Here is a 23,892-nt window from a genome sequence, read left to right as displayed (position 1 = left end):
CATTTTGATTTAGATTCGGTGTGTCAATTGGGACCTGACCCAACGACTTAATTCCTTGGCAGAGGAATAGAGCAGCATCTCCTCTGTTCGCTGTCGCTCCTGATTGCTTCTGTATAACCGTGAGGATGATAGCTCTTTCTTGACTGGAGAGGCTACACACCGGTATCCGGTACCATCCCGTTCGACAAAGCTAAGTTCTTCAAATACTTTAATAATAAACTGAATGGAGCCCTTCGGCAACCCTGACCTTTTACTAATGTAATCCAACAGAGCCCGCTCTTCCACCGTTGACTTTGCTTGCTGTAACAACGCAGCATAGACCTGTTTAAATTGCTCTCTTCCCGGAATCACCGCCTCGTTCCGGGAGCTATCCTCGAATACTGCATAGACCCTCTCAACACCTATCGCCTGCTGCAGTGCTTGCTCTGCCTGCGACGCTTGCTGGGGCATCGCCATAAGAATGAGATCGGTTATTTCCGCATACGAATGTCCTGATTCATTATGTATAGGCTTTGGCGGCCCGGAGTCGGCGAAGCTCCAGATACTGCTTCTCGTTATCCACCCGGGTGAAAGATAGCTATAATTATGGTCATTAAAAACGACAAAAGCCGTATTTTGCTTGCCTCCGCCATAATTATTTACTGCCGCTGCTTCGGCAAATAGGGATGACCATCTGTCATCGCTGTTACGTATGCCGCGCCAGTCAAAGACTTGAGGCTCCGGAATGCGCAAATCTTGAATGATCAGCTGCGGCTTACGGATGCCATTCCATTCGTTGATCGACAGCTCTCCCAGCACATCGATCCGTGCAGAAGGAGCCATTTTATCCGCCATGAAGCTTTTGCCGAACCCGACCGCTTCCATAGCGGGTACCTGCTTCGCTTCTTGAGACAGGGTCAGCTTCAGATGCTGTTGTTCCCTTCCCATTTTTTTACATTGATTTAACTCCAACCCGGTAAACACGACACGCGGAGACGGATTTCCCATCCCAAACGGAGCTAGCTGCTCCAACTGCTTGATTCCATCCAAGGTGGCTTCTTCCAAGGTACTGCACAGGTCCACTTGAATTTCGGGGAGCAGGTCCTGCTCCGTCAGACATTCCTGAGCAAGCGCCTCCAGACGATGCTTAAGCTCGGGAATACGCTCCTGTGCGATAGACATTCCGGCAGCCGCTTGATGGCCTCCATAGTGCTCGAACAAATCAGAGCAAGAGGTCAAGGCCTTGTACAGGTCAAACCCGGCAATCGACCTGGCAGAGCCTTTGGCGATCCCTGTCTGTGGATCAATCCCCAATACTATGGTCGGGCGGTAGTATTTCTCCAGCAGCTTGGAGGCGACGATTCCGATAACCCCGGCGTTCCAATCCTCCTTGGAGACAATCAGGACTCTCTGTTCAGCAGGATCCGGGCCTTCCTCCAGCATGGCCAAAGCTTCTGCCGTCATTTCCTCCACAATCCGCTGCCTTTCCTTATTCAACTGATCCAGCTCAAAGGCCAGGCGATCCGCTTCCTCCCGATCGTTCGTCGTCAGCAGACGAACGGCATCCCCCGCGCTTTCCAGCCGGCCACTGGCGTTAATTCTAGGCGCCAACGAGAAACCTATATGACCGGCCGATACGTCCTTGCGCTCTATACCTGCCGCATCGAATAACGCCAATAGTCCCGGATTGCCAGAATTGCGCAGCGCGTCGATGCCCAGCTTCACCAGCACCCGATTCTCATCGGTCAGTGGCATTAAATCGGCCACGGTGCCTATAGCTACCATCTCCAACAGCTCATGAGGCAAACGATTCAGCAAGGCGTGAGCCAGCTTGAAAGCTACTCCCACTCCCGCAAGCTGCTTGAATGGGTAGGAGCATCCCGGCTTCTTCGGATTAATAACCGCATGCGCCGGCGGCAATATTTCCGGAGGCTCGTGATGGTCTGTAACGATCACATCTATTCCAAGACTGCCCGCATATTCAACCTCCGCATAGGCGCTAATTCCAGTATCGACGGTTATGATTAAGCTGACTCCGTGTTCCTTTGCTTGGTCCAGCGCACTGTTGTTCAAGCCGTAGCCTTCATGGATTCGATGGGGAATATAATAATCGAAATTCGCCCCCAATTCTCTCATCAAATAAACCATCAAGGACGTGCTGCTAACCCCGTCAGCATCATAATCTCCATAGATTCGAATGAATTCTTGACGCTGCAAAGCACTGCGAATCCGCTCTACAGCTATTTCTATTCCATCCATTAAGAAAGGATCATGAATCTGAGCCGCACCAACTTGCAAAAACTTGCGGACCTCCTCTATTTGTTCCATCCCCCGGGCTACCAGAAGCTTGGCCAGCAGCGGGGACAGGCTAAGCTCATCGATCAACCGCGTCACGGCATCGTCATTCGTTTCCCTGATCCTCCATCTTGCCCTGGAAGCAAGCATCTCCTTCTCCCCCTTTTCTTAATGAAACAGCGATCGATTCTCCAGGTCGGCATCCGCAGAATTCCGGTAAGGATAGCCACCGTCATAAGGCTGTACTGCAACGATGACATCGGCGATGTGCATAAACCTTTTCATCAAATGATGCTTGATTCGTTTGGCAATCTCATTGCCTTCCATTACAGTGATTTGCGGATTAACGCTCACCTGAAGGTCCACGAGGACGAAATGTCCCTGCTCATACGCTTTTAAATCGTCCACGGCTATAACCCCTTTAACCCGCTGGGCGACACGTATCAGCTCCTCCAAATCCTCCTCCCCCAAAGCACGTTGAAAAGACATCGTCCGGGATTCCAGCAGAAGCCGATACCCTGCCCTAATAATCAGAAGGCCAATCCCTATAGCCGCAAGCGGATCGAGTATAAAAAGCAGCGTAATGTCCAGCCAAGCCCCGCACCATGCTACAGCGGTGCCAATCAAGGCGATGAATGACGAGGCATAGGAATACTTTCTTTCTCGCCTATAAGACCGCTTGGTAAGCAATGCCCTCTTCTCACCTGCCTGCCCTCCCCGGTCAGCTAACGCTTTCACAGCTAAAGACAGAAGAAGAAGGAGTACGACATAACCTTGAGGCGGCCCATACTCGCCCTTCTGAATGATATGGACAGCTTCCAGTCCAAGCTCTATCCCGGACACGAGCAGCACAGCAGCCGCTCCGATAATCAGCAGCATATTTAGGTTGCCTTGCCCTCGCGCTCTTTTATGGCTGGGAGGGTTTAATTCCCGAAGTCGCAGCAGAACGATCAGATCCCCGATCCCATTAGAAGCGGTGTGAACAGCATCGGCAATTAATGCTGGGCTGCTCGCCAACCACCCCACTATGCCTTTGATCAAAGCAAGCAGCAAATTTCCGGCTAGACGAAGCAAAGCGGCCAGTCCTGCCTTGCCATAAGAATGATAAGACATCTTGCCACCTCTCTTGGGAAAAAGATTTGAAGACAAATGCCGCGGAGCAAGTCTCGCGGCATTAGACTTATTATTAAACAGTAACGTAACAGACGCTCAGGGTTCGTTTTTGGCAGCTGCTATTTTTTTGGCCGTGCCAGGCCACTTCGTTTTGAACAGCAGCCACAGCGGGCTGGCGATAAAGATCGAGGAATACGCCCCGAAGGCTAAGCCCAGAACAATGGCCAACGAGAAGTAACGAATCGACTCACTTCCCATAATAAACAGCAGGACAGCTGCGAACAGAATCGTTACAACCGTATTGATGGACCGTGTCATCGTCTGCCATATACTGCGGTTGACCAGCTCGGACAGATCCGCAAACGATTTGATTTTGGCAAACCGCAGATTTTCCCGGATCCGGTCGAAAATAATAATCGTATCATTAATCGAATAACCGATGATGGTCAATACCGCCGCAACGAACGGAAGATTGACTTCCCACCTGAAGATAGAGAACAGACTGATGATGATAAATGCGTCATGCAGCAGCGATATAATAGCCGCAACTGCAAATCTCCACTCGAAACGAATGCCGATATAAATGCTGATTCCAATACTTGCAACCAATACAGCATAAATGGCTTTGATCGCAAGCTCCTTGGCCAGTTCGACGTCTACCGTATTTTCCTCCCGGCTGACATCTTCCCCATAAGCGGCATGAAATCCTTCCATGATTTTCTCGACTTCCTGCTGGGTCAGCACTTTGTCAAATCTGGCAGAGGCTGTTGTCCCGCCTACCGTAGGAGAAATATCATATCCCGCATCTTTAAAGATTTGTTCCACCCGGGTCTTGTCCATCACCTGGGAGCTCGTAATATCGAGCGTAGTTCCTGCTTTAAAATCAACCCCCCGGTTTAATCCGAACAGCAGGAGGGATACGATTCCGAGCACCGTTAAAATGATCGAAAACGCGAAGAATTTTTTGCGATGCTTAACGAAGTCGAAATGGATATTATAATTCACGGATTTCCGCCTCCTTTACGCCGAAATATTTCGGTTTACTCACGGCATTAGAGCGGATCAGCAGGTGCAGGAGCAATCGCGAAAAGAATACGTTCGTCAGAATACTGATGATAATACTGAAGATCAATGTCAACGCAAAGCCTTGAATCGCTCCGGTACCGAGGAAATAGAGCGCGACTCCCGCCAATATAGTGGTGAGGTTCGCATCCATAATCGCCCGGAACGAGCTTTTCGATCCTGCACGGAAAGAGGACAGAACACTTTTACCGCTGCGTAATTCTTCCTTGATCCGTTCATACGTAATAATGTTCGCATCCACAGCCATCCCGACTCCAAGAACGAAGGCCGCTATACCCGGAAGCGTTAAGGTAGCGTTCATTAGAACGAATACCAGAAGCAATAACCAGGTAAAGGTAATCAATGTAATCGTAGCGATGATTCCCGGCACTCGATAGAATACCAGCATGAACAAAATAATAAGCACAAAGGCGATTAAACCGGCTTTTACCGTTTGTTGCAATGAAAGCTGGCCAAGAGTAGCCCCGACGCTTTGAGTGTACTTTTCCGTCAAATTCAACGGCAAAGCGCCCAGATTAATCGTATCCGCCAGGTTCTTCGCTTCTTCATAAGTAAATTGGCCGGTTATTGTCGCTTTGTCGCTATTGATAACGTAGTTAACCGTAGGATTGGAAATCATGTCATCGTCCAAATAGATGCCGAGCTGCTGTCCGACCAATCTTCCTGTCACTTCGGCGAACTTCTCTGCGCTCTTCAGTTCAATCGCGACCATGGGCATAGTCCCATTCTCATATTCGACCTTGGCACCGCCCGGTTTGAAATCCGTTCCGTCCAGTTGCACCGTGCCATCCGGAGCACGAAACGTTAGAATAGCCGGCTTTTTTAACATTTCGCGGACCTTGCTTTCATCCGTAACTCCGGCAATTCTCACGCGAATCCGATCTTCTCCTTCCGGAGTTATTTCAGGCTCCGCTATTCCTTGCGCATTGACCCTCTTCTCTAAGCTTCTAGCCGTTTCTCTTAAAGCATCCTTCGTCACCGTGCCTTCATCATGCACCGGAGTGGCGACGTAAAGAATTTCAAATCCGCCTTTCAAATCAAGGCCCAGCCTCACTTTGCTCACCAATTGGGAGCTGGTAAAGCCGACTACACCGAGCGTTAGCACGATGAGTATAACAAATGCGGCCATTCTCTTGCCATTCATATAATGAGAGTCTCCCTTCCATACTCAATATTGCTATTATACTAACCATGAAAAATCGAGTCAATTTGCTATTCTTTGCGAACGACCCTTTCATTCGACATCCTACTCGGTTTAATACGAAAAAAAGAGGAAGATGTTTCGGTAAAACCGCCCGCAAGAAAAAAGCCCGTTCCTAGAACGGGGCACCCTTAAACGCTTGCATAGTCATCCAGTTCATAAATTTGGGAACACTTAGAGATAGAATATCATTAACCAATTGATGAAGAGCAGGCTGACCTGTTTTACTATATTTGTCACTGACGCAACTCCAAATTTCATTCGCGCTAACCTGTTCATAGCCGCTAGCAGCGAATTCCTCCGCTTTCATTTGGCACAGATGCATTATAACTTCTTCAAGATTATCTTCCATACGGGGACTTTCCGGATTCATCGGCCATTCCCTCCTTATCGGCCATTCCCTCCTTAATTATACTAATTATTCTGCGCAGCCTTCTATAATCCTGCCAGAGCTGTCTATTTTCTAGGAAATTTTAGCATGAGCTTGGCCACCCTCTGCATATCCATTATAGAAGACAACCTCCGGGTTAATGGGAAGAGGGGACTAATTTGAGCAAGTACAAACAATCGTTTATTCAAGGAGCCATGATCCTCCTGGCCGCAGGTATTATTAACCGGCTCCTCGGCTTTGTGCCTCGCATTACTTTACCGCGGGTGATTGGTGCCGAAGGAGTCGGTCTATATCAGATGGGTTGGCCTTTTCTCAGTGTCGTATTGACCATTACGACAGGCGGAATCCCTCTCGCTATCGCCAAATTGGTCGCAGAGGCGGAATCCGAGGGCAACGAAAAGCGAGCCCGACAGGTTCTTCATATCTCCCTGGGGCTCATTACAACCCTAAGTCTGCTATTCACGCTGCTAAGCCTGGTTGCTTCCCCCTGGATTACGACTCATCTGTTTACCGATTCAAGAGTATACTATACCTTCATATGTATGAGTCCGATCATTCTGATAGTTGGAGTCTCATCGGTTTATCGCGGATATTTTCAGGGAAGGCAAAATATGATTCCCACTGCAGTCTCCCAAACCTTCGAAACACTGGTAAGAATTGTAACCATGCTGGCATGCTCCTATGTCATGCTCCCTTACGGCATAGAGTTTGCCGCTGCAGGCGCAATGTTCGGCGTAATGATCGGGGAATTGGCCGGTTTGGCCATTCTGTTGTACCAGTACGCAGTTATCCGCAAAAAATACAACGTTTATCATTCAGCTAAAATTGGCTCCGGGAGCGGAAAGCGAGATGTGCTGCAAAAAATATTCCGGATCTCTGTACCGGTTACGGGGAGCCGTCTCGTCGGTTCCTCCTCCTACTTCCTGGAATCGATTCTCATCGTCCAAAGTTTGGCGGCGGCTGGGGTAGCCACTGCAATGGCAACCTCACAATATGGTGCGCTGCAAGGAATGATTCTACCCGTTCTCATGCTTCCCAGCGCCCTTACTTATTCGCTTTCCGTGTCACTCATTCCGTCCTTGTCCGAGGCAGCGGCGAGAAAAGATATGAAGACGATTCATAAGCGGCTCCACCAATCGCTTCGGCTCGCACTCGTTTCCGGAGCCCCATTCGCCGTTATTATGTATGTGCTGGCAGATCCTATCACCTATTACTTGTATAATGAAAGCGAAATTAGCGTTATGTTAAAAATGCTGGCCCCCATCGCCTTATTCATGTATTTAAAAGGTCCCTTGGAAGCAACGCTGCAAGCTCTGAACCGACCGGGCATCGCCCTTCGCAACACATTAATTGGAGCGGGGGTCAAGCTCTTCCTAATCTATTGGCTTGCTTCCAAACCCAATTTCGGGATCCTCGGCGCAATTATGGCCATCAATATCCATACCATCGTTGTGGCCTGGTTAAACTGGTCCAGCGTCTCCCGTCTTGTGAAATTTTCTATGGATGCCGCACATTTCTTCAAAGTCATCGCTGCTATGGTCATTATGGGCTTCGGCTGCTATGGAGTCATGAACTCGAGTTGGATTTCTCAGCCTTTTCCCCGTTTCATCTATGCGCTCCTGCTCGGTTTTGCCATCTACTCGGTTTGTATTGCGATGTTCAAAATAGTGGATTGGGATGATTTCAAACGAATCCCCTGGATCGGAAAAAAACTGTAAAGCCTGCTTTCCCACTCTAAAAAAGGGACGCCTTTCTGTGGCAATTGCACAGGGCGTCCCTCAATCATTTTTTATCTATATATATCTTTCCCTTATGGTCGATCGAACAAAAGAATACTTCTTTAAAGTCATTCACTCCGTTAGTTTGCAGCTCATTTTTTAACCAAAATCTGGTCTTCCCTATAGTCTCCAAATTTTTATCCTGTACTTTTCCATCCATAATCAGAGGAAGAGGCAGACCTTCGTAGCGAATCTTTTCCTGGGCGGTGCTTGGAGGCTGTTGCTGGCCGCTACTTTGGGCCTGTGCCTGATTCTGCTGCTTGTTCGCATTGTTTTTCTTATTCGCTGCTTTCTTCTTCTGTGCCGGCTGCTGACCGGCTTGATTAGCTTGCTGAGTGGAGGCTGACTGCCCTTGCGGCAGCTGCTTTTGTTGATTTTTTTGCTTCTCCACGACCGTCAGCTTGCCGGTGGTCTCCAAAATGGCGAATTCAACATCCGATACATTCGTAATTTTATTTTCACGCAGTTGAAGAATCAAATCATCCAAGTTATACCTTTGTTTTTTCATTTCTTTTCGGTTGAGCTTGCCATTCTTAATCAAGAAGCTTGGCTTGCCGTCCAGAAAAACCCGGAATTTCTGGCTGTGAAGCATAATGTACGCAATACTAATTTGAATAATAAGCAATATGGCAATAGGCAGTAGCCCCTCCCAGAACGGCTTGTCCTCATCCTCGATAACAAAAACAGCTATTTCAGCAATCATGATCGAGATGACCAGATCGAAGACGGACAGCTTGCCAATTTCCCTCTTGCCCATTAGTCGCAGAACTATATAAACGAGAGCGTACATAATCACTGTACGAAAAGCAAGGATCAGAGCGTCCATTGATTTTTCCTCCTGTTCCAGCTTGTATTAATCAAGCTTTGAACACCGAATGGTTCAATGGGTATTCTGACCCTTCCCTTGTTCCGTCATACAATATTTCCTTATATAAATGCTGGCAAAATGTCATGCTGAAGCTTCAGCGTAGGATATAAAACCGTCTCTGGCTTATAACACAATAAAATATATGTACAAGGACGATATGATTAACGAAATGAATAGGATGGGAGCTCCAACTTTCAAGAATTCCATATAAGAAAAGCTTTTCCCTTCCCGTTTGGCCATCCCCGCAGCGATTAAATTCGTCGAAGCCCCGAGTAAGGTGCCGTTACCGCCTAAACTAGCGCCTAACGCCAAAGACCACCAAATCGGATTCAAGGCTGACTCATTCATATTTAATTGAACGCCCATATCTTGTACCAATGGAATCATCGTTGCTACCAAAGGAACATTATCTATCGTCGCCGAGACCAGCCCCGTTACCCATAGAGCAAGCATCGCCATAAATGGAATACTTCCTTCTGTAATTTGCAGCATCCCCGTCGCCAGACTGCGGATAACCCCCGCTTCCATCAATCCTCCGACCAGGACGAATAATCCGGCGAAGAAGAAGACCGTCACCCACTCAACCGAATCCAGCACCTCTTCTACGGCATGGTCCTTAATTCCAATCAGCATTAAAAGCGTAGCGCCGGCCAAGGCGATTACCGCCGCATCCAGATGAAGGACCGGATGAATAAGAAATCCGATTAAGGTCAATCCCAGGACAATAAGTGATTTTATTAGCAGCTTTTTATCCGTAATGTAAGTTTTAGCATCCAACTTCATCAGTTCTTTTTTATGCTTGGAAAGGACCTGCAGTTGTTTGCCGAACAATAGCTTGAAATACAAAAGAGCGGCTCCCAAAATAATAACGACAACCGGCCCGAGATAAATAAGAAAATCGGTAAAGCTGAGTTGAACTGCAGAGCCAATCATCATGTTAAGCGGATTACCAATCAATGTCGCCGTTCCGCCCAGATTGGCGGATATAACTTCTGCTATTAAAAAAGGGACCGGATTCACTTTCAAAATTTTAGTTAGAGATAACGTAACCGGGACTAACAGCAGTATGGTCATAACATTATCAAACAATGCGCCGAATCCTGCACTCAGAAGAGATAACTGGATAAGCAGCGGAATTGGCTTTCCCTTTGCCTTTTGGGCAGCGCGGACGGCCAGATATTGAAATATTCCGGTTCTGCTCGTAATTCCAGCAAGGAGCATCATCCCAATCAATAGAAAAATAGTTTGCCATGGCAAGTGAAATGAATAGGCCGCCTTGAAGTCGACCAAACCTAATACGATCATAAGAATGGCGCCAGCCAGCGCAATTACCGCCCGATTCGTCTTCTCCGCAATAAACAAAGCGTAGCTTATCAGGAAAATGACTACAGCGGCAACGATCTGCCAGTTCGCTGCTTCCGTCGATAGCTCGTTCATATTTGCACTCCTTTATTTGCTTGCTGCTATTTGAAGATTATACATAAATCTGCCAAACCCGTCCATAACAGATAGTCCTCTCACCCTTGTACTATTCGTTCCGGCTTGGCCATACAATGTATTAAAAATACCGGGTTTCGTGTGAGGAGGAAAAATGCTATGGAATCTAAAAACAATACTTCGGGTGTCCGGATCCACTCCCCTATTCTGGCCGGTCTGCTTTATGCCTTTATCATTATGAGCATCGCCGCTGTCTTGACTTCTCTTATCCTTATGCTTACAGACCAAAAAGAAGACGCGCTCCCTGCTTACGCTTACATTATTCATACGGTGTCCCTCTGTCTGGGGGGGTGGATCGCGGGTAAGAGAGCGGAATTAAAGGGCTGGTACTACGGAGGAATTCTTGGGCTGATTTACAGTATTATAATTATTCTTATTGGATTTCTTGGTTTTGATAAAGGGTTCGATTTGAATACGATTCTATTCAGTGCGGCCAGCTTCTTTATTGGAGCATTAGGCGGAATTATTGGGGTAAATACTAATAAGTGACTGCCCGTTACACAATTAATCCTGATGTGATATAATACGAGTCGTTGTTATTATTTGTCGAATAAGCAGCCACATTAGGAGGAACTCTTCATGTTTAGCTTCCACACCATGACGGAGGTCACCATTTGGACCGGTATTACCGTTATTGTATTACTACTTGCGACTACCCAAAGCAATCCTATTCCGGTGGCCGGATCATTCATTCAGCAATTATTCACTTCGCGCAGAATCTTCCTCCATCTCGCCGCTGTGCTGGCCATTTTACTAGTCAACCGAATGGAGCTGTGGCTGGAGGAAATAATCCCCGCCCAACCCGATTTTACTCCAGCCATCTATCAGCTGGAGGGAGACCTTGTAGCGTCGATTCAACATTTTTTTGAGCATCCGGCATTGACTTCCCTTTCCACCTTTTTCTATGTCGTCGTTTTCCAGGCAGTCATGATCGTTTCGATTGCTTTATATATTTACCAAAAGCAATACAAGTTGTTCTACGCCGTTTGTTACGCCCTGATAATTAATTACGTAGTGGCCATTCCCTTTTATTTGTTTTTTCCGGTTTTTGAAGCCTGGTCGTTTCACCCGGACGTACGGCTTCTCATTTTGGATTCCTTTCCGACCTTTGAACAAACCTATCGTTCTCTGTCTGGACTCGATAATTGCTTTCCGAGCCTCCATACATCGCTTTCCGTGACTATGGCCGTCATCGCCTTGAAATCGGGAAATCGATTCTGGGGCTGGTTTGCCAGCTTGACAGCGGCCTTCATTATTTTCTCGATCTTCTATATGGGAATTCATTGGGTTACCGATGCGGTAGCCGGTTCTGTTCTTGGTGTCAGCGCGTCCTTGATAGCGCTGCGTATCAGCCAGGGCCGAGCCAGTTCTCCTGTTAGAACCTTTGTCAGGCCTTGGAAAGGAAGCAGCTTGGGCGAATGATGATTAAAAAAGGGAGGATAAGCTTCGTAGGTGGTCGAAAAAAGGACAATTGCTGGTGCCGAGTTAGCGTTCTGCTCACACATCATAGGGGTCTAAATGGATTTCATACAGCTAATTTGCTCCGTTTGAGGTTAAAAACGGAAACTAAGTGGAAAACCTCTATCTATTTTGTGCAAAAAGAGGGATATCAGCAAAAAACCTCCATTTTAAATGCGGTTTTTCCATCTAGTCCAGTCCATTCGCCTCATTCGCTTCAATTTACCCACACAAAATACAGTTGAACTAAACCGCTAATCGCGGTAGTGGTTAATTTGCTTCTTTCGAGCTTTTATTGGGAATAATAGCCAGTAGGAGACGAAAGGAGCGATGACGATGCACACTCAGAGAACAAATGCAAATGAAAGACGCTACCCTTCTCCTCGGCGAAAAAAAGTAAGGTGCCTGATCTCTTCGCGCTCCAGTCACTGCAAGGTTTCAAGCTGATTTTAGCCAGCTAAAGTGGAGTTATAAATTTCTACAATTAAAAAAGAGCCTTTAAGGGCTCTTTTTTAATTAACTATGTAATTCATAAATAAAGTTTATTCCGAGCTCGTGGAAGATACGACGGAATTAATTGCGGATCTTTCAAAAGTCATTTTGGTGGCATCGTTAACCCTAAGCACACAAGTGTCATCGGTAATTTCGATAATTGTTCCGTGCAGGCCGCCGATGGTAACAACCTTATCGCCTTTTTTCAAAGCCTGCAGCATCGTATTTCTAGCTTTCTGTCTTTTTTGCTGCGGTCGCAGCAATAAGAAGTAAAGGACCAGAAACATTAAAGCGATAGGCCATAAGGAAAATAATAAATTACCTGCGCCAACCGGCTCTGCAGCCGCTTCAGCCATGTATTTCATTTGCGTTCACCCCTTTCCATACCGTCCCCCGATTTAAAACCCGCTGGAATTATTCTTCATGCCATACTGTTCAAAAAATTCATCCCTGAAGTCCTGTAGGCGGTCTTCTAGGATAGCTTGTCTCACTTTGCGCATCAAATCAAGCAAAAAGTGCAAATTATGATACGTAGTCAGACGAATCCCGAACGTTTCATCCGCTTTCACTAAATGACGGATATAAGCCCGGGAATAATGAGTGCAGGTATAGCAATTGCACTCCGGATCAAGCGGCCCGAAATCTTCGGCAAATTTGGCATTGCGTACAACAAGCCTTCCGGAACTGGTCATGACGGTTCCGTTGCGAGCAATTCGAGTGGGCAAGACGCAGTCAAACATATCGATTCCACGCATCGCACCTTCCACCAGAGCATCCGGAGATCCAACTCCCATTAAATACCGCGGTTTCCCCGCCGGAAGCAAGGGCACAGTATAATCCAACACTTCATACATCAAGTGTTTGGGCTCCCCGACACTCAATCCACCAATAGCATAACCCGGAAAATCGAGCGAAGTCAACTCTGCAGCGCTCTGTTTTCTTAAATCTTCGTACATTCCTCCCTGAACGATTCCGAACAGTGCCTGATCCTCCGGTCGAGCGTGGCTTCTCAGACAGCGTTCCGCCCAGCGGGTCGTTCGTTCCAACGATTGCTTGCAATAAGAATGCTCCGCTGGATAGGGAGGGCATTCATCGAAGGCCATCATAATGTCGGATCCAAGCGCATTCTGAATTTCCATAGCCTTCTCTGGAGACAAGAACAGCTTCTCTCCGCTAAGATGGGAGCGAAATTCTACCCCCTCCTCGGAAATTTTGCGCATATCACTCAAGCTGAATACTTGAAAGCCCCCGCTGTCTGTTAGAATAGGCCGATCCCAATTCATAAATCGGTGCAGTCCTCCGGCCTTCCTCACAATTTCGTGACCAGGCCGGAGGAATAAGTGATACGTATTGCTTAATATAATATGCGCGTCCATTTGTTTTAATTCTTCCGGACTCATCGTCTTGACCGTAGCCTGGGTCCCCACCGGCATAAAGGCAGGGGTGTCGATAACTCCATGTGGAGTGTGCACTCGTCCCAGCCGGGCTCCGGTTTGCTTGCACGTTTTGATTAATTCGTAAGTTACTGCTGACAATAGCATCTCATCCTTTTGCATTCGCATTTAACGTATGTTCCGCTTGATAAGACTAATATATAAACATGGCATCGCCGAAGCTGAAAAAGCGATACCGGTTTTGAACCGCTTCCTCATAAGCCTTTAGTATCCGTTCTCGGCCCGCCATAGCGCTGATCAGCATTAGCAAAGTCGATTTAGGCAAATGAAAGTTGGTCAACAGCGCATCGACCAGCAGAAAAGGAACGCCGGGATACAGAAAAATATCGGTCCAACCGCTGCAAGCCCCAATGGTTGGCTCCCCTGTCTCGTTCTGCTGACATTGTCTTGCGGCAGTTTCCAAAGTTCGTGCGGAGGTTGTTCCCACGGCGATGATCCGGCCTCCCGCCAATCGGGTCTCATTAATCGCATCCGCCGTTTCCTGAGGCAGGCTGTAAAATTCCGAATGCATCTCATGCTCCTCAATCCGTTCGGCGGCAACGGGACGAAATGTACCGAGTCCGACATGAAGAGTGACATAAGCCAGTCGGATTCCCTGCTTCTGCAGCCGCTCCAGATAAGCGGAAGTAAAGTGAAGCCCGGCCGTCGGAGCGGCGGCTGATCCTTCATGCTTGGCATAAACCGTCTGATAACGCTCGCGGTCATCCAATCTTTCTTTAATGTAGGGCGGCAGCGGCATTTGACCAAGTTTGTCCAGGACCTCATTAAAGATTCCGTCGTATTCAAACTTCAGTATACGGCTTCCCATATCTCCTGACTGCTCTACTACAGCGGACAAAAGAGGTTTTGATCCCGAAGACGTATCCTCTTCCTCGGACGCCTCCTCGGAGCCGAACATAATTCGGGAGCCTTCCCTGAAGCGTTTGCCCGGTCGAATCAGCGCTTCCCAGCGATCCTCTCCCAGTGATTTTAACAACAGCACCTCCGCTTTGGCTCCCGTGTCTGCCTTGCACCCAAAAAGCCGGGCTGGAATGACCCGCGTATCGTTCAACACGAGTAAATCCCCGGCTTTTAAATAACGTTCCAATTGCTCAAAATAATGGTGCTCCACCTCTCCCGTATGCTTATTCAACGTCATTAACCGGGAATGCGTCCGGTTCGATAGCGGAGTCTGAGCAATCAGCTCTTCTGGCAATTCATAATTAAATAATTCAACATCCATACCTTATTCAGTCCTTAGCGATGGTAACTCCCTTATAATAGTGTTGCAATATTTGCCGGTAGTCATACCCTTGCTCTGCCAATCCGCGAGCACCCCATTGGGACATCCCCAGGCCATGGCCATAGCCCTTGCCCTTGAATATGAATTGCTGGTCCTTCGTGGCCAGACGAACATCGCCGCTGCCATTCAGAACGAAAAATTCATTGGACAGCGCCGCTTGAGACGTTCCGCTTTGCTGCGCGTGTAGGGGCAGGGAAGATTCCGGATATGTACGGGAAACTTCGTTTGCTCCCAGTATAGTATACCTTCCCGTTTCTTCAATTTCAAACAAGGTGCTGGGCAAGCCTCCGAATAACGTACGCAGGGCATCCGGATATTGAACTTTGACGATTTGCCCGTTTGCTTTAACTTCAATTACTCTTCCGGAAGCGCCCCTCTTGGACACTTCCAAGCGGCGAACGGGACCGGGTATCGGTTCCGCAATCGATTTATTCATTCTATCGGACAAATCGGCCGACGTATAGCCCCCTCGAATCCAGGAATAAGCGTTGCTCTCGATTACTTCGTCAAAAACTATGATTTGGTCTCCGAGGCTGGCCTTGCCTACAGCTTCCGCTCTCGCTGCATCAGGAAAAGCGCGAACGTTAACCCCGTTTTCCGTTGGCTCATAATAGGGCAACCCTGCGGCGTTCTTCTTTCCGGTCGCTTTTAATAAATCCGAACGAATATAACCGGCTTTTCCACTAGGCAGCCATACCCGATACCAGGTTAGCTTGCCTTTTTCCGCAATCGAATCCGGGCTTTCGACACTACTGTAGTTAGGAGAAGGGTTTCCCCATACTTCTTCGGACTCAGCGGAAATGCCTCCACTATTAGAATAAAACAATGGATTGAAAATCCCTTTATCCGTCCTCATCACTTCTCCTGCTGTCGCATTCACGGCCTGAATAACATCCTCGTACTCCACTCCGTTATACGCCTGATCGATCGTACTGTCGGACAAGTGAGCGATTTCATATTTGAGGCCCTTCTCCAATGCGTAGCTTCTAGCCGTTACCGCTTGCGCTTTCAAAGCTTCCATCGGCCATCCCGTCCCCATCTCCGTACTAACGACAGAATATAAATATTGCTCAAAAGGCAATTCATTGACGACGGCCAGCTTGCCGTTATATTGGCTTAGCTCCAAGCCTCCCCGGTAAGAGCGGTTTTCCTTCTCACTGATCTTCAGCTTGGATTGCTGAGGTGTAATCCATAGCTTGCTATTGGCCTGAACCTGAAAATGCGGCATAACTATTCCGTTCTCACCGGATTTCTCCTCCCTCTTGATCATATAAGGCAGTGTTGCCTCAACAGGAGTCAATGCCAGCTGCGGCATAGCCTGCAGAGCCTGAGACTGGACGGCGGCCAGACCGGCTTGATCCGCTTCATTCCCCAGCCATGCGGAAAACACCCGGGCACCGGAAGCGTCCTCATGATAAGCCAACACAGCTGGAAGTCCGGCTTGCCGCAAACTAACCACTTGGGCAGCCGCTTCCGCTTCATTGGCATAAGTTCCCGCGTTCCAGCGAAGGGGGCCTGTTAACAGGGGCGAGACCGCCTGTGCGGACAAGGAGGAATCGGCAGACAGCTTGTCCTTGGCCGCTGCAGCGGCCGCAGCGTCGGGGTAGGCTCCAATGCCTACCTGATACATTTCTTTCCCTTGCTTAACCGCAGTAAACAAAGTCGCCGAGTACCCAGCTTTAACCAATTGATCATAATACGTCTTGGCTCCGCTGTATTGATCCGTTTCCATCAGGAAAACTCCGTATTGATCCAGGCTGGCACGAATCGATGTCGTTCCCGGATCGATAAGCTCGTTGCCGCTGCCGGATGTGGAGCGAACCCCCAAACGAAGACCACCATCTGCAGAAACCGTTATGGACGGGACAGTGAGCTTGTACTGGGAGGATTCAATATATAAAGCCACCCGAATCGTATCCAGCGATAAAGCAGCGGCATTAGCCGGCTGGGGGAAAGCAGACGGTGCTGCCATGCATATTAAACATAAAGTAAGTATCCATCCTGTCCATCTCGAACGTTTAAATTGTGCCATTCGTGAGGTCTCCTTCTTCATTTCAATATTTTTTCCAATTGTAAGGCTCCATCTCAGTGCTTAGACGCCCAATCTCCTCTTGGCAAAATGGATATATGCAGGTTCTCATAATTGAGATCTCTCATTTCAGCCCTCATATGGACAATAGTGCCCCTAAATCCAGCAGTTGCCCGATAAGAAGATTGAAGTGCAAAAATACCTCTTAAATCTAACCTTTTTCCCGAAAATGGGTATTCGAGTGCAAAATTACCTTCTAATTTTGAAAATATCGTCAATTTTCATAAAAGGTAGAAAATAGCGTGCATTTTTACACCTTAATTGCGAAAATGAATAAAGCGGTAACATTCCGGTGCATATTTGCACCTTAAAATTTATTATCTGCCTGGAGGAAGTGCCGTGAGGCATTTATTTCGTCAAGCACTGATTTCAATTTTGCGCCCATTTGGATTACAAATTTTTTGTCGAGGCTTGTAGACAAGCCTCTAGATTTTAGACTCCTCCACTTGGAAAAAGTTGCACATCCCTTTCGATCTACGCCAAAAAACCTTATCGTCTGATGATAAGGTTCTGTAATCTATATAAGTGGCACTAAAGAAAACAGTCCTTCAATGTTCCAAAGGAAAGTGCCTTCGAAGCTTCGAAAACATCTAAACTATCTCCCAAAGTGTGAAGTTAAGTTGATCCGGAATCTGATGGAGGCTGTTTAGATTCTTCCCGCGAGTGCAATGTACAGGCTCCGGAATCACACTCATCGATTTGCCCGAAAAGTTTATAACGATGGTCCGCTATCCATCTGTAGAGCCGATTAGCTAAAGGACGCAAAACAGGAACACGGTATAAAACCGCCAGCCATCTCCAGCCTCTAACCATTGTCATGATCAGGAGCACTGCCTCGGCCCCTCGATAAATCCGGTTGCTCTCATCGATAATGTGCAGCTGCGACTGCAATTGTTCTCTCGTAACCCCTTCGGGAAATAGAGTCGGATCAGCCTCCTGAAGTGGAATCATCGCCAAATCCGCCTTTATGTTCAGCTTGCGAAGCGCGCTTACGGTTCTAACGCACAATACGCAACGGGCATCATAAAGAAGGGTAAACCGCCGCTGCCTGCTCTTCATTACGGCTTCTCCGGCGGTTCAATCCCGAGATGGCGGTAAGCATGAACGGTAGCCATTCTGCCGCGTGGAGTTCTCTGCAGAAAGCCTATTTGAAGCAGATAGGGCTCGTATACGTCCTCGATAGTCTGGCTTTCCTCTCCAATCGTTGCGGCTATCGTATCCAACCCGACCGGTCCGCCTCTAAAGTGATTAATGATCGCTCGCAGCATTTTATGATCAATTTCGTCCAGCCCGAGCTCATCCACTTGAATAAGGTGAAGCGCCGTTCGAGCTATTTCCTTGGTAATCATTCCGTCCCCTTTAACTTGGGCGTAATCGCGTACCCGCTTAAGCAGACGGTTAGCTATTCTTGGAGTCCCCCGAGACCGCATGCCGATTTCCTTCGCTGCTTCCCCGACCGTATCCACCTGCAGAATTTCGGAAGCGCGGCTTACTATATAGGCCAATTCATCAATCGTATAGTACTCCAGCCGGCTGACCACGCCAAATCGGTCCCGCAAAGGCGCGGACAACAAGCCAGCCCGTGTAGTGGCCCCGATCAAGGTGAAGGGAGGCAAATCAAGACGGACGGAGCGGGCGCTCGGCCCTTTGCCTATAATAATGTCCAGGGCGAAATCCTCCATGGCCGGATACAGCACCTCTTCGACGGTCCGATGCAGCCGATGGATTTCGTCTATGAACAGCACGTCCCCTTCCTGCAGATTGGTCAGGATCGCAGCCAGATCTCCGGGCCGCTCAATGGCGGGACCCGAGGTCGTCCTAATGTTGACACCCAGCTCATTGGCAATAATATTGGAAAGCGTCGTCTTTCCGAGACCAGGCGGACCATACAGCAAGACGTGATCCAGCGCTTCCTTGCGCAGCTTGGCCGCTTCTATATATATCTTCAAATTTTCTTTAGCTTGAGTTTGTCCGATATATTCCGCCAAATATCTTGGACGAAGACTGAGCTCGACCGCTTGGTCCTCCATCATTAAATTAGCGGATATGATCCGTTCGTCCATCTAGGGCCCTCCTCCGTAGCTATCCTTCGATGTTACCCTTGCAAAATAACCCCCACAAAAAGTGACGTATGGCCTTCGTAGCGTATTCCGTCCGCACTCCAACGGAGTCGGCGTCTAAACCTTCCTCTAATCGCGGTCGAGCTTCCTGACTTTGCTTCGATAAAAGTTTTATACATTACTTTGCGGGGAGCCCCGGAACAGCGTAAACGGCTGGCGCCGTCCTTAGAAGGCGAAATAACGTTTCGCGGTGAATGATAATAAGGGTGAATCTTAAAAATTCTTATCATTGAACAAAAGCTGCAGCGCAGTCTTCACAACCGTATCGATCGGATCCGATTCGTCCGTTCGCTTTTTCACCGCCGGCCATACCCTCTCGATTTCTCCATCCGAATAACCAAGCGCCAGCAGCGCTTGCTTGGCCTCCTCGGACGCGTTGGATGCGTCGGGCAAGTGTTCAGTCATGGACGATGCAAAGCTCGTAGAATCGCTTATTCCGATCGTTAAATCGCCTAGCTTATCCTTCAGGTCGAGGATGATTCTTTGTGCGGTTTTCTTGCCGATCCCTGGAAGCTTGGTCAAGAACGAAAGGTTTTCTTGAACAATGGCTGTAATAACCGCCTCCGGATTACCAGCCGACAGGATTCCAAGGGCTACCTTCGGACCGATCCCGTTCACTTCAATTAAACGCCTGAACAGCGTTTGTTCTTCCCTAGTCGGAAATCCATATAGAAGCGTCGCATCCTCCCGGACATGATAATGAATATACAGAGTAACCGGCTCATCGGAATGTCCTCCCAAGGAGTACGGATGAGCACAAAAAACACGGTATCCTACTCCGTGAACGTCGAGCACGGCATAATCCTTTTCCATGTGAACAAGCTGTCCTCTTAAAAAATCTATCATCGTTTATATACCTCGGTCATTTTTTGCGAAAGCACATAAGAATGGGAGTGGCAGATTGCTACCGCCAAAGCATCGGCCACGTCGTCCGGCTTAGGAATCTGAGATAGCCGGAGCAGCATTTTGACCATTTCCTGCACCTGCCGCTTCTCGGCGTTCCCGTAACCGACCACGGCCTGCTTGACTTGAAGCGGGGTGTACTCCGCTACCGGCAGCCCGTTCTGCACTGCAGCCAGCATCATTACTCCCCTGGCCTGGCCCACTGTAAAGGCGGTCGTCACATTGCGGTTAAAATACAGCTTCTCTATAGCAACAGCTTCCGGCTGGTACTTCTCGATCAGCTGTATCGTCGCATCATACACTTCCTTAAGACGTACGGCCGGCTCAGTATGCGCCTCGGTTTGAATACATCCGTACTGCACCGGAACGAGGCGGCTTCCCAGCTTATCAATAAATGCAAACCCGACGATCGCGATCCCCGGATCTATTCCCATAATCCGCAATGGTTCTCTCTCCAATCTCACAAGCGAACATATGTATTCCTTGTCATTATAGCAGATAATCTTAACTATGAGTAGAAGGAGGAAGATTTGTGAATGACAAATAGGCAGGAAACGAAAAGGGGCTTTCTTTCGCTTCACTGCCTTATGTTGAAAATATGCCGGAATCGATCGCCGTTTCCGGAAAGGATCGAACTATCCATATCCACTCTTTTATCCGGCTGACTGAGGTTCAGCTCACTCATGTTGGGACGCTACTCGGCTTTATTTCCCTGGACGGCATAATCGCTGAAGGTTGAAATTACGCTGTTGTAATCGTCAAAATCCATAATGCGAATGCCATTATACAGTTGATCTAATGTTTCTCTTGGAAGACTGCTCTTCAGATGCTGAACATTTAATTGGAAAAACGTTCGGATAATTTGATCATTGGACGGGATACCCTTGAACAACGATAAATTGCCGTCTTTATCAATTCCGAAATAAGCATTTCCTTTACATTGTTCCGATAAATCGTCTATTTTCTCCGTTAAATAAACCTGGGAATGTTCATTTACAGTCAAAAGAGCATTCGGATACCGGGAAGATAACTGAGCGATTTCCTCCGGCTCCAACCAGCCCAGCAAACTGATCTCTTCTCCGCAAACATAGTTAATTTGGTGAAAAACCTGTTTAGGTTCGTTCTCCCGCATCAGGACGTCCATCCATTCTTTGTTCTGCTTTTCCGGTCCTGAATCGGACAGAAGGACATCAGAATTCCATACAGGCAAGGAGTTATCCTCTTGAAATTCGACCGTAGACGTCCTGTCTTTACTTAAATAATAAGCGGAAGCCGTTATGGATACTCCCGCGGCAAAAATAATGAGCCCCAACGATACCCATCGTTTTTTTTGCTTTAAAAGCTTCTTCAGCTGTTTAATTAGGCTTGAAAAGCTCACGGTAATCCCCTTCTTCTGAATTTTTTTTTAGTTTATCCAGAAATAAAGGGAATATACGCTAATTTTGCCAGCTTAGTAGTTAATCCACGGATTTTTGGCTCTTGTTTTCTTTACCGCCGCCCGATTTTTTTTCTTGCGCGTAAATGAATGCAGAGAAGCCTTGGAATCAGCCTTACCGCCTTTGGAAGGGTTGCTTTTCTTTATTTCTGCGCGTTTTTCGTCCTGAGCTTCCTCAGCAGGCACTCCTTCATTCTCACTATCTCTGTTCGTTGAGTCCGTTTCTGTCCCGCTTCCACCTGCTTGGTGGGATAAAGGCGCGGTCATTGGCGAATAATCCCAGGCCGTTTGCCCATAATAGGGTCCCCATTGAGGTATACCGTAAGGATCCGCGACTGTTCCGTAATAAAACATCTCCTCGGCACGAGGCGCGAATTCCATGTTCGGGACGGCCCCTACATTCGCCACCGCTTGCATATTAGCCATAGGCATATGCCCGGCATTCGGCATCGATTCCATCGCCGCCATGGAGTTTACATTGGCCATTGGGGATACGTTAGCCATCGGAGCTACATTCGCCATATGACCGCCATGCGGCCAGTGGCCCATCGAATGCATATGACCATCATGCGGCCAGTGGCCCATCGAATGCATATGTCCATCATGCGGCCAGTGGCCCATCGAATGCATATGACCATCATGCGGCCAGTGGCCCATCGAGTGCATATGACCATCGTGCGGCCAGTGGCCCATCGAATGCATATGTCCATCGTGCGGCCAGTGGCCCATCGAATGCATATGTCCATCGTGCGGCCAGTGGCCCATCGAATGCATATGTCCATCGTGCGGCCAGTGGCCCATCGAATGCATATGTCCATCGTGCGGCCAATGGCCCATCGAATGCATATGTTCGTGCGACCAGTGATCGGAGGAGTGCATTTTTTCCTTCAATAGGGCGCCGCTTATATTTTCCTTTTTCCCCTTCTCCTGTAAAGCCTCTACATTAGCTTTTGGCACTGCATTCGACACATGACCTACGTTGGACATATGACCTGCGTTCGGCATGTTTTCTAAGCTTTCCATATGACCTGCACTCGGCATGTAACCCATATTCGGCATATGGCCTAAGCTTTGCATCTGACCTACATTCGGCATATGGCCTACATTTGCCATAGGCATGGCATAAGATTCCAGGCCAGGATAAGCGGCCATAGGAGCAGCTTGGGGCCAGTAATGGCCTTGATCATGGCAGCCACAGTCTTTCTTCTCCAAGGCTCCATAAGCCTGGAGCGCGTATTCCGGCAATGGATTCGGAGATACATTTGAGAGTTGGGGAAGATTAGCTTGCTCAAAAGGAGTCATCATCGCTTCCACATTTGGGTTCGACCACGCTGGCCACTCTTGATGGGACTGAAGATGCATATTGGGACTTTTACCCGTTTGCGTCCATCCAGGATATTCCGCCGCTGCTTCAACAGCGGGAACATTAAACTGCTCAAAGGAATGCTCCGTATAGGTGACAGAAGGGTAAGCATGGTGATGTTTCGATTTCTCCAATGGGCTAATAGACGTTTCCTTCTTCTCAAACACCTGTTCAATCTCAACTTTTTCTGGCGGATAGGACTTATTTTCCGATTTGTTGATATTCTCTACTTTTTCTTCGATGATTTCTTTTTCAATTTTTTCTTCGATGATTTCTTTTTCTACTTTTTCTTCGATGACTTCTTTTTCTACTTTTTCTTCGATGACTTCTTTTTCTACTTTTTCTTCGATGATTTCTTTTTCTACTTTTTCTTCGATGATTTCTTTTTCTACTTTTTCCTCTTCGATTTCCGGCTTGAGTTCTTCGATTACCTCTTTTATTTCTTCCTTCTCTTCTTCAACGAACGGCATTTCCGGCAGGGGCATTTCCGTTACTTCCTGAATAATGGCTGCCGTGTTCTTTTTATGAGGGGGAACGTTCATTGGCATCACATTCGATTGTGCTCCCAGGTTCGCTTCATGCGCTGCGTCATTTCCGGAAACATTAGGCGCATTCGGGTTCCATTTCGGGATATAGACCAATTGCCCGGTCATCAAAATACTCGGATTTTTGAGCTGGGGATTAGCGTCTATCATCGCTTTCAGCGGAATGCCCCACTTCTGGGAAAGCTTCCACAAAGTATCCCCTTGTTGAACAATATGCTTATGGGCAATGTCACTTGCGGGCTGTTCCACCGGTATGGATGTGGAAGGGATTTTTACCTTCATGCCAACATCAATTTTGTCCGGGTCCGCGATTTGCGGGTTGAACTCGATCAATTTGTCGAGATCCACATGATACTTTTTCGACAATTGATATAAAGACTCACCTTTCTTGACGATATGGATTTTCAAGCCTAAAACCTCCTTGTAATGTACGGAACGAGGCTACGACTTCGGGCCGACTGCTTCGGTAGCCGTTCTCTCTCGCCCTGTGCCTAATGATTGAAGCCTAAGAACCTGACCTTGCCTCCGGCACATTCACCGTGCCCA

General features: G+C 47.9%; 20 protein-coding genes. 3 read left to right on the top strand and 17 right to left on the bottom strand.

The features are described from left to right. Nucleotides 1-9: 9 nt before the first annotated feature. The 5 genes from recJ to KJS69_RS03100 all read right to left on the bottom strand — a co-directional run bounded on the left by recJ (nt 10) and on the right by KJS69_RS03100 (nt 6,044). Nucleotides 10-2,424: a single-stranded-DNA-specific exonuclease RecJ gene (recJ, locus tag KJS69_RS03120; protein WP_213581532.1), complete on the bottom strand. Its 2,415-nt coding sequence runs from the start codon at nt 2,422-2,424 to the stop codon at nt 10-12. A gap of 18 nt (nt 2,425-2,442) precedes the next feature. Then, the gene (locus KJS69_RS03115; RefSeq protein WP_213581531.1) at nt 2,443-3,387 is read right to left on the bottom strand and encodes a cation diffusion facilitator family transporter; all 945 of its coding nucleotides are present in this window, start codon (nt 3,385-3,387) and stop codon (nt 2,443-2,445) included. Nucleotides 3,388-3,483: 96 nt separating this feature from the next. Next, entirely contained in the window at nt 3,484-4,392 is a 909-nt protein-coding gene (gene secF / locus KJS69_RS03110; protein WP_213581530.1) for a protein translocase subunit SecF, read from the bottom strand. Beyond that, a complete protein-coding gene (secD, locus tag KJS69_RS03105) occupies nt 4,382-5,614 on the bottom strand; it encodes a protein translocase subunit SecD (protein ID WP_213581529.1) in 1,233 nt (410 codons plus the stop codon). Before secD ends, secF begins: the two co-directional genes overlap by 11 nt. Nucleotides 5,615-5,786: 172 nt before the next feature. Continuing rightward, a complete protein-coding gene (locus KJS69_RS03100; RefSeq protein ID WP_249730326.1) occupies nt 5,787-6,044 on the bottom strand; it encodes a post-transcriptional regulator in 258 nt (85 codons plus the stop codon). A gap of 176 nt (nt 6,045-6,220) precedes the next feature. On the opposite strand from KJS69_RS03100, the gene spoVB reads away from it, so the two are divergent. Next, complete coding sequence (spoVB, locus tag KJS69_RS03095) at nt 6,221-7,780, top strand: stage V sporulation protein B (protein ID WP_283777434.1); 1,560 nt, start codon at nt 6,221-6,223, stop codon at nt 7,778-7,780. Between the two features lie 64 nt (nt 7,781-7,844). Here spoVB and KJS69_RS03090 read toward each other — a convergent pair whose 3' ends face one another. Both KJS69_RS03090 and KJS69_RS03085 read right to left on the bottom strand, forming a co-directional pair. Further along, nucleotides 7,845-8,666, bottom strand: coding sequence for a DUF421 domain-containing protein (locus KJS69_RS03090; protein ID WP_213581528.1), 822 nt, complete (start codon nt 8,664-8,666; stop codon nt 7,845-7,847). A 165-nt stretch (nt 8,667-8,831) separates the two neighbouring features. Next, nucleotides 8,832-10,145 carry an ArsB/NhaD family transporter gene (locus KJS69_RS03085; protein ID WP_213581527.1) on the bottom strand — a complete coding sequence of 438 codons (1,314 nt, stop codon included), beginning with the start codon at nt 10,143-10,145 and terminating at the stop codon, nt 8,832-8,834. 159 nt (nt 10,146-10,304) lie between these two features. On the opposite strand from KJS69_RS03085, the gene KJS69_RS03080 reads away from it, so the two are divergent. After that, the gene (locus KJS69_RS03080; RefSeq protein WP_213581526.1) at nt 10,305-10,694 is read left to right on the top strand and encodes a TIGR04086 family membrane protein; all 390 of its coding nucleotides are present in this window, start codon (nt 10,305-10,307) and stop codon (nt 10,692-10,694) included. 90 nt (nt 10,695-10,784) lie between these two features. After that, nucleotides 10,785-11,627, top strand: coding sequence for a phosphatase PAP2 family protein (locus tag KJS69_RS03075; protein WP_213581525.1), 843 nt, complete (start codon nt 10,785-10,787; stop codon nt 11,625-11,627). Nucleotides 11,628-12,205: 578 nt separating this feature from the next. Here KJS69_RS03075 and yajC read toward each other — a convergent pair. The 10 genes from yajC to KJS69_RS03025 all read right to left on the bottom strand — a co-directional run bounded on the left by yajC (nt 12,206) and on the right by KJS69_RS03025 (nt 23,754). Beyond that, nucleotides 12,206-12,520 carry a preprotein translocase subunit YajC gene (yajC, locus tag KJS69_RS03070; protein ID WP_213581524.1) on the bottom strand — a complete coding sequence of 105 codons (315 nt, stop codon included), beginning with the start codon at nt 12,518-12,520 and terminating at the stop codon, nt 12,206-12,208. 33 nt (nt 12,521-12,553) lie between these two features. Next, nucleotides 12,554-13,696, bottom strand: coding sequence for a tRNA guanosine(34) transglycosylase Tgt (gene tgt, locus KJS69_RS03065; RefSeq protein ID WP_213581850.1), 1,143 nt, complete (start codon nt 13,694-13,696; stop codon nt 12,554-12,556). 46 nt (nt 13,697-13,742) lie between these two features. Next, nucleotides 13,743-14,831: a tRNA preQ1(34) S-adenosylmethionine ribosyltransferase-isomerase QueA gene (gene queA, locus KJS69_RS03060; RefSeq protein ID WP_213581523.1), complete on the bottom strand. Its 1,089-nt coding sequence runs from the start codon at nt 14,829-14,831 to the stop codon at nt 13,743-13,745. A gap of 7 nt (nt 14,832-14,838) precedes the next feature. Next, nucleotides 14,839-16,923: a SpoIID/LytB domain-containing protein gene (locus tag KJS69_RS03055; RefSeq protein ID WP_249730325.1), complete on the bottom strand. Its 2,085-nt coding sequence runs from the start codon at nt 16,921-16,923 to the stop codon at nt 14,839-14,841. A 672-nt stretch (nt 16,924-17,595) separates the two neighbouring features. Continuing rightward, nucleotides 17,596-18,039 carry a thiol-disulfide oxidoreductase DCC family protein gene (locus KJS69_RS03050; protein ID WP_213581522.1) on the bottom strand — a complete coding sequence of 148 codons (444 nt, stop codon included), beginning with the start codon at nt 18,037-18,039 and terminating at the stop codon, nt 17,596-17,598. Next, on the bottom strand, nt 18,039-19,043 hold the full coding sequence (gene ruvB / locus KJS69_RS03045; protein ID WP_213581521.1) for a Holliday junction branch migration DNA helicase RuvB: 1,005 nt from the start codon (nt 19,041-19,043) through the stop codon (nt 18,039-18,041). Before ruvB ends, KJS69_RS03050 begins: the two co-directional genes overlap by 1 nt. A 270-nt stretch (nt 19,044-19,313) precedes the next feature. Then, nucleotides 19,314-19,946 (bottom strand): Holliday junction branch migration protein RuvA, encoded by a 633-nt coding sequence (gene ruvA / locus KJS69_RS03040; RefSeq protein WP_213581520.1) that lies wholly within the window; start codon nt 19,944-19,946, stop codon nt 19,314-19,316. Further along, on the bottom strand, nt 19,943-20,446 hold the full coding sequence (gene ruvC / locus KJS69_RS03035) for a crossover junction endodeoxyribonuclease RuvC (RefSeq protein ID WP_213581519.1): 504 nt from the start codon (nt 20,444-20,446) through the stop codon (nt 19,943-19,945). The genes ruvA and ruvC overlap by 4 nt, the downstream gene beginning before the upstream one ends. 251 nt (nt 20,447-20,697) lie before the next feature. Further along, nucleotides 20,698-21,381 carry a BofC C-terminal domain-containing protein gene (locus KJS69_RS03030; protein ID WP_213581518.1) on the bottom strand — a complete coding sequence of 228 codons (684 nt, stop codon included), beginning with the start codon at nt 21,379-21,381 and terminating at the stop codon, nt 20,698-20,700. A 72-nt stretch (nt 21,382-21,453) separates the two neighbouring features. Then, on the bottom strand, nt 21,454-23,754 hold the full coding sequence (locus KJS69_RS03025; protein WP_213581517.1) for a LysM peptidoglycan-binding domain-containing protein: 2,301 nt from the start codon (nt 23,752-23,754) through the stop codon (nt 21,454-21,456). Nucleotides 23,755-23,892: the final 138 nt, after the last annotated feature.

This window comes from Paenibacillus sp. J2TS4 (genome assembly GCF_018403245.1).
Classification (GTDB): domain Bacteria; phylum Bacillota; class Bacilli; order Paenibacillales; family NBRC-103111; genus Paenibacillus_L.
This window is presented reverse-complemented; position numbering and strand designations above follow the sequence as displayed.